At 68.5% G+C, this 9,443-nt stretch carries 10 protein-coding genes and 2 pseudogenes; 6 read left to right on the forward strand and 6 right to left on the reverse strand.

Annotated elements, in window-relative coordinates:
• The 3 genes and pseudogenes from VF542_RS18440 to VF542_RS18450 form a co-directional block, all read right to left on the reverse strand.
• Positions 1-303: pseudogene (locus VF542_RS18440) on the reverse strand (hypothetical protein); the annotation flags it as partial.
• A gap of 279 nt (positions 304-582) precedes the next feature.
• Positions 583-1,227: a GH25 family lysozyme gene (locus VF542_RS18445; RefSeq protein ID WP_408653160.1), complete on the reverse strand. Its 645-nt coding sequence runs from the start codon at positions 1,225-1,227 to the stop codon at positions 583-585.
• Positions 1,228-1,325: 98 nt separating this feature from the next.
• Positions 1,326-1,826 carry a nucleotidyltransferase domain-containing protein gene (locus VF542_RS18450; protein WP_408653161.1) on the reverse strand — a complete coding sequence of 167 codons (501 nt, stop codon included), beginning with the start codon at positions 1,824-1,826 and terminating at the stop codon, positions 1,326-1,328.
• 137 nt (positions 1,827-1,963) lie between these two features.
• Between VF542_RS18450 and VF542_RS18455 the strand changes: the two are divergent.
• Positions 1,964-2,608, forward strand: a pseudogene (locus VF542_RS18455) (UdgX family uracil-DNA binding protein); the annotation flags it as partial.
• 28 nt (positions 2,609-2,636) lie between these two features.
• Here VF542_RS18455 and VF542_RS18460 read toward each other — a convergent pair.
• Positions 2,637-3,083, reverse strand: coding sequence for a GPW/gp25 family protein (locus VF542_RS18460; RefSeq protein WP_408653162.1), 447 nt, complete (start codon positions 3,081-3,083; stop codon positions 2,637-2,639).
• A gap of 412 nt (positions 3,084-3,495) precedes the next feature.
• Here VF542_RS18460 and VF542_RS18465 point away from each other — a divergent pair, with 412 nt between their 5' ends.
• The 4 genes from VF542_RS18465 to VF542_RS18480 all read left to right on the forward strand — a co-directional run bounded on the left by VF542_RS18465 (position 3,496) and on the right by VF542_RS18480 (position 7,550).
• Positions 3,496-4,542, forward strand: coding sequence for a prenyltransferase (locus VF542_RS18465; RefSeq protein ID WP_408653163.1), 1,047 nt, complete (start codon positions 3,496-3,498; stop codon positions 4,540-4,542).
• Positions 4,543-4,648: 106 nt separating this feature from the next.
• Positions 4,649-5,035 (forward strand): SRPBCC family protein, encoded by a 387-nt coding sequence (locus tag VF542_RS18470; RefSeq protein WP_408653164.1) that lies wholly within the window; start codon positions 4,649-4,651, stop codon positions 5,033-5,035.
• Between the two features lie 74 nt (positions 5,036-5,109).
• A complete protein-coding gene (locus VF542_RS18475; RefSeq protein ID WP_408653165.1) occupies positions 5,110-6,453 on the forward strand; it encodes a DNA topoisomerase IB in 1,344 nt (447 codons plus the stop codon).
• 62 nt (positions 6,454-6,515) lie between these two features.
• Positions 6,516-7,550: an MBL fold metallo-hydrolase gene (locus VF542_RS18480; RefSeq protein ID WP_408653166.1), complete on the forward strand. Its 1,035-nt coding sequence runs from the start codon at positions 6,516-6,518 to the stop codon at positions 7,548-7,550.
• A gap of 31 nt (positions 7,551-7,581) precedes the next feature.
• Here the strand turns inward: VF542_RS18480 and VF542_RS18485 are convergent, their stop codons facing one another.
• On the reverse strand, positions 7,582-8,361 hold the full coding sequence (locus VF542_RS18485; protein ID WP_408653167.1) for an HAD-IIA family hydrolase: 780 nt from the start codon (positions 8,359-8,361) through the stop codon (positions 7,582-7,584).
• 178 nt (positions 8,362-8,539) lie between these two features.
• Complete coding sequence (locus tag VF542_RS18490; protein WP_408653169.1) at positions 8,540-8,788, reverse strand: isoamylase early set domain-containing protein; 249 nt, start codon at positions 8,786-8,788, stop codon at positions 8,540-8,542.
• A 302-nt stretch (positions 8,789-9,090) separates the two neighbouring features.
• Between VF542_RS18490 and VF542_RS18495 the strand changes: the two genes are divergently transcribed.
• On the forward strand, positions 9,091-9,443 hold a 353-nt coding region (locus VF542_RS18495), incomplete at its 3' end, for an aldo/keto reductase (protein ID WP_408653168.1).

Below are 9,443 nucleotides of genomic sequence, written 5' to 3' on the forward strand. Positions count from 1 at the left end.
AGCCGCCTCGACCCGCTGCTTGGCTTCGTGCGGCGACAGTCTGAGAATGCCTTGCAGCACTGCCGAGGTCGACGGCATCACCAACCGTCCTGCCAGTCCCCGCCGATCGATCTCGGCGATGAGTGCCTGATCGGCGACCGCGAGCGTGCGTCGCAGCATTTCCAATTCACGCAGCTCGGCAAGCACCGCAGTGTCAGACAGCTGAGTGAGGGATCCAGTAGCGATGGGCTGCAAGTAACCTGCGACAGCAGCAGAAAGCATCGCATGCGCCGATGATGCCTGGCCGTCCAACAATGCTTCCATACATCAGACACTAGAGGCAGGGTATGACAGAACTGCTGGCTGCGACGAGCTGCTGACTAAGTCAGATCTGGCGTTCACTCTTCGGTGATGCCGGGATACGAGGCCTACCTGTAACAGTATTTCGCGAGCCAGCGGCGTAGCCGTGAGCACCCATCGCACCGGCCGGGACGGGTCAGGCTCGTACCGCACGTCGTTCCGGTGCGCGGCGATTCAGTCAGCACCCGCACAGCGACTAGCCGGTGCTCGATTGCCCAGCTGGCGGCACGCCGATGTCAGCGGCTAGGTCGCCTTGGCCGGCGCGATTCCGTACTCGGCCGCGAACTGCTGCACGGTGCCGTAGTAGGCGTTGTGGTCGCAGTTGCCGAACGGCGGGGTCGAGCGTGGCCATCCGTTGGGTATCGGCCAGTTCGTCGACCCGTCGGTGTACTGCCAGCCCACCCACGGCTCGGCAGGCGCTTGGCTTGAATAACTGGCCTTGATGACGCCGAGCCACGCCGGGCGCTTCGGATACAGCGCTGTCAAGTCGCCCTGATTGGCGTACACCTTGACCCGGCGCTGCCCCAGCTTCGCCGCGAACAGGTTGGCGAGCGCCGTGATACTGGCAGAGTTATCGCCCTTGATCTTGCCGCCCCACGACTCGACATCGATCATCGCGACGAGGTACGGGCTGAGCTTGACGTTGGCGAAGAACAAGTTGGCCTGCGCCTGCTCGTTGCCAGGCCACCAGACGTGGTATCCGCCGTAACCGACCATCTTCTTCCCGGGTCCGGAGTTGGCGGTGCACCAGGCGCCGTTGGCAACGGCTTTCGGATCCACATAAGTGGTGCCCTCCGACACCTTGAACATCAGGAACTGACGGGTGAACTGGTCATTGACGTTCACCTGATAGCTGCTGACATCTGGCCAGAACACAACGTTGGTCATCGCGGCTCTCCTCGAGCGGGCGTACTGACAGGTGCGGGTCGGCAGCGAGGCTATCGAATCTCAAGGCCGATCGCCGGTTAAACGTGCAGTTCGCCACCTCATCCAGCCGCGTACGGCTCCGGCAACTGCAGCCCGAACCGCTCGCCCAACCGTCGCATGTCCTCGAAGTCGGTATCGCGCGGTGGGTAGCCGAGATGGCACGACACCTGGTCCTCGACCGGGCAGCACAGCACGGTCCTGCCGCCGATGGCCCCTTGCACCGGCGCGGAATAGTGCCACCGTGACTCGCCGTCGAGCTGGATCTGGTCGCCGCCACCGTCCGGCGTCGGGTCGACCGGATGCAGATCGACCTGCCTGCCAAGCAGATCGGTGTAGGCGATGGCATTGGGCAGCCAATCCCGTAACACCTCGAACCGCAGCACCCACAGGATGTCCGCCACGACGTCGAGATCCGGGCGGAGGACCACCAGGTCGAGATCGGAGTGCGGCCGGGTTTGCGCGCCGAGCAGCGCGTCCACCCCCCAGCCACCGTCCAGCCAGGGCAGCACCTCGACCTCCCGCAGCCGGTCGAGCAACTCCGTCACGCCGCGCTGGTCCATCGCCCGATCATGCCCGACGTGCAGGATCATGCCCGACGTGCAGGATCATGCCCGACGGTCAAACCGCGCATTGCGGTCGAGCGTAGGATTGCCGGCGAGCCGCCGAGCCCGCGCGACCGACTTCGCCGGGAGACGTGATGGCCGCGACCAGCACCGCCGAACCGTACGTGCCCGAAACCGACCGGTTACCCGATCTCGCCCAGGCGGCCACGGGTTGTCGCGGCTGCGAGCTGTACCAGGACGCCACCCAGACCGTCTTCGGCCGCGGCCCGGCCGGCGCGGAGCTGATGCTGGTCGGTGAGCAGCCGGGCGACGTTGAGGACCAGCGGGGCGAGCCGTTCGTCGGGCCGGCCGGCAAGCTGCTCGACCGGGCGCTGGCCGAGGCCGGTATCGAGCCGGACCGCAGCTATCTCACCAATGCCGTCAAGCATTTCGCGTTCACCAGGCGCGGCACCCGGCGGATCCACCAGACCCCGAAGCGCGGACACATCGTGGCGTGCCGTCCCTGGCTGGCCGCCGAACTCCGGTCCGTCCGGCCCAAGGTACTGGTGGCTCTGGGCGCCACTGCCAGCCAGTCGCTGTTCGGGCCGTCGTTCCGGTTGAGCCAGCATCGTGGCGAGGTTCTGCACCTTCCGACCGAGGCTGATCTGCTCGACACCAGCTCGCCGGATCCGCTGGTGGTCGTGACGATCCATCCCTCAGCGGTGCTTCGTGCCGGCGACAACCGCGAAGCGATGTACGGCGGGCTGGTCGCCGACCTTCAACGCGCCGCTGCCCTGCTTACTGGCGTCAGTTCCAAGGCTGGGCAGTTCATGCTTCCGGCTCGTGCGGGATCACGTAGAACGGGTACACCAGGTTCCGCCGGTCCTTGGTCACCCGCACCTGGTAACTGATGGTGATCCGGATCAGCGCCGAGTCATCGGGATCCACTGCAGATCGCACGTCGTCGACGAGGATCCTGGGCTCCCAGCGGGCCAGTGAGTCACGGACCGCCTCGGCGATCAGGCCGAGCAGGTCCTCAGTAACCGGCTCGAACAGCAGATCCCAGATATGGCAACCGAAGCCCGGATGCATCAGGCGCTCGCCGGGAACGGTCAACAGCACCATCCGGATCGACCGGTCGAGGTCCTCGGCACCGTCGGTGAGCTCCATCGAGCCGGTGTGATCCACCTCCAGGGGCCAGCTGAACCCGCGGCCCACCAGGGAGCCGTCGGACTGGGCCAGGTCTGCTCGCCTGGCCGGGCTGTAGTCGTCCATCAGTTGATCGCCGCCATCGCACCTGTGAGAGTGAGGGGGCCGCTCGCGCCGGCCACCTCGATCTCTAACTTGTCGGCAGCGAGCCGGATCTTGTGAGTGGTGGTGCTCAACCGCGGCAGCGCAGCCACGATCAGGGCCGCCGCGATCGAGCTGCGGCGAACGCCGGGTGGGCGCCACGGAATGCGGCCGGGGCTGGCTGGGGCACTGCGGGTTCACCGTCCAACGAGATCGCTTGGCAAGCCCCCGCTCGAGCGCCGAGGCTACACGCCGCAGCCGAATCGGGTGGCTCATCGCACACTCCGAGCGGGCCCGATCGCTCCGCAGGCAGACGTAGTGTGAAAGGAACCGGCGGCGTTCGGCGGGCGTCGCGGTGGTCGGAGTGAACGGCCCGTCGAGTTCAGGAGCGACGACCATGGTCGAGACGACCCCGGCACTGGGCAAGCGGCCGCAACGCGGACCGTTCGCCTTCCTCGGCGCGTTCACCGGCTTCTACCCCGCCGAGGCGTCGGACTTCGCAGACCTGGACCCGGTCACCCGTTTCCTCTATGCCTCGCGCAGCGTCATCCTGGTGATCTCGGCGCAGTCGGCCGTGATCGCCGGCCTGCTGGCGCTGACCGACCGGCGGCTGCGGGTGCTGCCGTTCGTGCTGGTACTGCTGGGCTTCCTCGTGCTGCATGCGATCAGCAACCTGTCCAATGACTACTTCGGTTACCGGCGCGGACACGACACCCCGGACTCGCCGCGGCGGCGCTACACGCTGCACCCGATCGCCAGCGGCGCCGTCACGCCCGGACTGCTGGCCGGCGGGCTGGCCGTGCTCGCGACCCTGGCGCTGCTGATCGCGGCCTACTTCATCGCGTTGCGCGGCTGGCCCGCGGTGCTGCTGACCGTGATCGGCGCCGTCCTGCTCTATGCCTACGACGCGGCGCCCCGAGCGCTGAAGGAGCTGGGCCTGGGCGAGCTGGCGGCGTTCGCGGTGTGGGGGCCGCTGATGATCGGTGGCGGTTACTACGTCATCACCGGGAGATTCTCCGCCGATGCCTACCTGGCCTCGGTACCCGTCGGACTCGGGGTGGCCTCGATCCTGATCGGAAAGCACATCGATCAGCGAATGTTCGACACCTCCCAGCAGCAGCGGACGCTTCCGGTGCTGCTGGGCGAGAGTGCCGCGCGCACCCTCAACCAGGTGGCGGTGGGCGCGATGTACCTCCTCACCGCGATCGGCGTGCTCACCGGTGCGCTGAGCCCGTTCGTGCTCCTGGTGGTGCTGGCCCTGCCGCGGGCGCTGCACGCGGTGCGCGTGATGGCGCGCCCGGCACCCGCCGCCGCACCGGCCGGCTACGTCGGCTGGCCGCTCTGGTACCACCGGGTCTGCCTGGTGCACAACCGGCTGTTCGGCTGGCTGTTCATCGCCGGGCTGGCGGTCGGAGCGGTCGTTCCGGACTGGCGGCTGGGCTGAGGCCCCAGCCGGGCCGTGGTTGCTTGTGATGGCACCGGCGCACCCACCTGACGTAGCTTGACAGCAGGGTTGAGCAGCCAGCCGATCTGGCTCCGGAGGACCTAGCATGGCCGATTTTCTCGCCAGCACCGACGTCGCGGCACCGGCGGACGAGCTCTTCGAATACCTCTCCCAGGTGGAGAACCTGCCGAATTACTTCGAGCGGATGACCTCGGTGACCGACAATGAGGACGGCACCATCTCGGTCGCCGCCGATCTCGGTAACCGGGTGGTCGAAGCCGAGGCGTGGTTCGAGGTGGATCAGGAGGCGAAGACCCTGTCCTGGGGATCGGAGGGTCCCAATGACTACACCGGGCAGTTGCAGGTCACCGGCACCGGGTCGCACTCGGTGGTCGAGGTCACCCTGCGGACCGAGCGGACCGGTGGTCAGGAGATTCAGGAGGGCTTGGAACAGACAGTGGCCGTCATCAAGCTCATCATGGAGAGCCGCTGACCACCGGCCGTCGCCAGACGACCCGACCGACTTACCCAGACCCAGACCTACCCGACTGAGGAGAACCCCCGCCGATGCCCGCCAGCTCCGCCGCGGCCGCTGCCGTCCCCACGGCCACCGCCGCCGGCCCCACGGCCACCGAGGCTGGTCCCAGGGCAACCGCCGCCGCTCCCAGGGCCAAGACGGCCGCTCCCAGGGCCAAGACGGCCGCGCTCAGGGCCAAGGCGACCGGATCCGAGGCCAAAACGGCCGCTCCCAGGGCCAAGGCGACCGGATCCGCGGCCAAGGCGGCCGGATCCGGCGGGAAGAAGCGAGTAGCCAAACCCGCTGACGCGGCCGCCGCCAAGCCGATGACGGTGGCGGAGATCAACGAACTGCACGCCGACGCCCAGAAGTGCGCCGAGGTGGCCGGCCTGGTGTACGTGGCGGGCGAGGAACCGGGCATGAGCAGGATCCGGCGGGGGAAGGGTTTCAGCTACCTCGACCACCGTCAGCAGCCGCTGACCGACGCGGAGATCAAGGCCCGGATCACCCAGCTGGCGATCCCACCGGCCTGGAAGAAGGTGTGGATCTGCCCCAACGCCGATGGTCACATCCTGGCCACCGGCCAGGACGACAAGGGCCGTAAGCAGTACATCTATCACCCCAAGTGGCGCGCCATCCGCGACATGTTGAACTTCTACCGGCTGATCCTGTTCTCCGGCCACCTGGCCGAGATCCGCGAGCACACCGCGCGGCAGCTGCGCCGGCGCACCTTCGACCGGGACCGGATGCTCGCCGCGATGATCCGCATCATCGACCTGACCAACATCCGGATCGGCAACGAGGTCTACGCCGAGGAGAACGACAGCTACGGGCTCACCACGCTCACCCGCAAGCACGTCCGGGTCCGCGGCGACGAGGTGAGCTTCGCCTTCCCCGCGAAGTCCGGCAAGCCCTGGGACGTCTCGATCAACGACGCGGGGGTGGCCCGGGTGGTGGAGCGGCTGCTCACCCAGCGCGGGCGCCGGCTGTTCGCGCTGGACGGCAAGGCGGTGAGCTCCGACGAGCTCAACCAGCTGCTCTTCACGCTGACCGGTGAGCACATCACCGCCAAGAACTTCCGCACCTGGGGCGGCACCCTGGCGGCGTTCACCTACCTGAAGAACCGGCTGGACAGCGAGCGGGCGGCGGAGAAGGTGGTGATCGAGGCGATCGACGAGGCCGCCGAGGCGCTGGGCAACACCCGCACGGTGGCCCGGGCGCACTACGTGCACCCGCACGTCCTGGAGACCTATACCGAGCACACGTTCGGCGGCTACCTGCGGCTGTCCAAGCCCCGGCCGGTCCCGGGGCTGCACCCGGACGAGCAGTTGCTGGCCGCGTTCCTGGTCGAGCTGTTCGAGGCGGAGTTCTCGCTGCTGTCGACCCGGAGCTGAACCCACCGGCTGGGCCCGATGCCGACAGGCCGAGGGGTCACCCGCGTGATAGAACTCTGCCGGTGAGCAATTCCAGATCCGCGTGGGCGGAAGCCGGCCCGCAGGATCTGGGTGGCGGGGTGCACCGGATCCCGCTGCCGCTGCCGAACGACGCGCTTCGGGCGGTCAATGTCTACGCCCTGGAAACCGGCGACGGCCTGGTCCTGATCGACGGCGGCTGGGCGCTGGAGGAGAGCGAGGAGCGGCTGGTCAGCTCGCTGGACCAGCTCGGGTTCTCCCTCAGCGACATCCGCAGCTTCCTGGTGACCCACATGCACCGCGACCACTACACCCAGGCGGTGGCGGTGCGCCGCAAGATCGGTTCGAGGGTGAGCCTGGGGATCGGCGAGGAGGCCAACCTGCGGGCCACCATGGAGATGGCGCAACAGGGGTACCAGCCGGAACGGTTCCGGTACCTGGTCCGGACCGGGGCGGCCGCCCTGCTGGCCGAACTCGAGGCCGCCGGCGGCGTCGGCCTGCCGGGGCCGGCGCAGGACTGGGAACTGCCCGACGCCTGGTTGCACGGCGGCGGCGAGGTGCTGGCCGGTGACCGGTGCCTGCAGGTCATCGCGACGCCCGGGCACACCCAGGGTCATGTGGTCTTCCACGACGCCGAGGCCGGACTGCTGTTCGCCGGTGACCACGTGCTGCCCCAGATCACCCCGTCGGTGGGGCTGGAGGCCGCCCCGGTGCCGTTCCCGCTGCGGGACTACCTCCACTCGCTGCGGATGATGTTCGGACTGCCCGATGCACTATTGCTGCCCGCGCACGGGCCGGTGACCACCAGCGTGCACCAGCGGGTGACCGAGCTGCTGGCCCATCACGAGAACCGGTTGACCGCGTCGGCGGCCGCGGTGGCAGCCGGCGCCGACACCGCCTACGACACCGCCCGGGCGCTGCCCTGGACCCGGCACAACAAGGCCTTCGGCGAGCTGGACCAGACGAACCAGATGCTGGCGGTCACGGAGACGGCGGCCCATCTCGATGTGCTGGTGTTGCAGGGGCGCCTGAGCAGCACCATCTCACCCGACGGGATCGAGCACTACCGGCAGGGCTGAGGCTGCCCGGGACGGCTGCCCGGGGGTGGTCTCAGACGAGCTCGATGACATCCTGGATCGAGTTGAGGACCCTGCTCGGGCGGTAGGGAAAGCGCTCGATCTGCTCCGGCCTGGTCGAGCCGGTGAGCACCAGGATGGTTTCCAGGCCGGCCTCGATGCCGGCGACCACGTCGGTGTCCATCCGGTCCCCGATCATCGCGGTGTTCTCCGAGTGCGCCTCGATCCGGTTCATGGCACTGCGGAACATCATCGGATTGGGCTTGCCGATGAAGTAGGGCTCCCGGCCGGTCGCCCGGCTGATCATGGCCGCGACCGAACCGGTGGCTGGCAGCGGGCCCTCGGCGGACGGGCCGGTGACGTCGGGATTGGTGGCGATGAACCGCGAGCCGGAGCCGATCAACCGGATCGCCTTGGTGATCGCCTCGAAGGAGTAGGTCCGGGTCTCCCCGAGCACGACGAAGTCCGGGTCGGTGTCGGTCAGGGTGTAGCCGACCTCGTGCAGGGCGGTGGTCAGGCCGGCCTCGCCGATGACGTAGGCCGAGCCGTGCGGCAGCTGATCGGCCAGGAACACCGCCGTCGCCAGCGCTGAGGTCCAGATCGCCTCTTCGGGGACCCGCAGGCCGGAGCGGACCAGCCGGGCGGCGAGGTCGCGGGGCGTGAAGATCGAGTTGTTGGTCAGCACCAGGAACCGGCGCTGCCGGTCGACCAGCCGCTGCAGGAACTCCGCCGCCCCGGGCAGCGCCTGGTTCTCGTGGACGAGGACGCCGTCCATGTCGGTCAGCCAGCATTCGACGGACGGCCGGTTGCTCATGTCAGCTCCCTGGGGATCAGCCACCGGGCGCTGGGCACCAGCTGTTCTGGGGCGGCGGTTGCTGACCGCTCAGCCTACGGGGCGACACACCCGGACGCGGCGGCTCCGAGGTCCGGGCCGCCGCGTCGGATGTCGTGCCGCGGGAGCGTCGGTGTGGTCTCCCGCCGGCTGGGCTGCGCTAGACCTCTACGACGCTGACCACCGCGCCGTCCACCTCGATCTGGCGCGCGTCCGGGTCGTCGAACCACCGGCCGCCCGAACCGAGGTAGCGGAACCGCAGTTGCTGCCCGGGCGTCACCGGGACGGTGACGCTGCGGGTGCCGTTGGCACGGCGTACCAGCCGGTGCCGCCCGGGGGTCCAGTCGTTGAAGCTGCCGACGACCGAGACCGGCCCGTCGTGAATGTCGTCCGGCAGCACCAGGCGCATCTTGGGCTGGCGGGTCTTGGGATCGGTGACGATGGTGATGGCCACGTGGGAACTCCTGTGGTGCGGTGCGTGGGTGGATCGCGTTGCGCGAAGGTCGGTGTGCAGGAATCGACCGTACGTGACCGCGGTGAGCGTCCGGACGCGACTCGCGTGACCTCGGGCGGGTAGCCCGAACCTAACATCGCCGCCCCTCGCTACCTCGCGACGGCGGTGGCCGGCGGATCTCGGTGGCGGTCGGCGAGTGGTCGGCCTTCGGCGAATCAGGTGTAGGAAGGAAGGAGAGCTATCTGCGGGGGGTTGACATGCACTACCGATTGCTGGGGCGCAGTGGAGCGGCCGTGTCGAACTTGGCGCTCGGCACCATGACGTTCGGGACCGAGACCGACGAGGACGGCGCGCACTGCCAGCTGGCCAGGTTCCTCGATGCCGGTGGCAACCTGGTCGACACCGCCAATGTGTACAGCGGTGGATCGAGCGAAGAGATCATCGGCCGGTGGCTGACCGCCAATCCCGGCAATCGCAGCCGGATCGTGCTCGCGACCAAGGGCCGGTTCCCGATGGGCGAGGACCCCAACGAGCTCGGCAACTCCCGCCGGCACCTGCGCCGGGCCCTGGACGCGTCACTGCGACGGCTCGGTGTCGACTCCGTCGACCT

Origin of the sequence: Jatrophihabitans sp. (assembly GCF_036389215.1) — a bacterium.
Lineage (GTDB): Bacteria > Actinomycetota > Actinomycetes > Mycobacteriales > Jatrophihabitantaceae > Jatrophihabitans_A.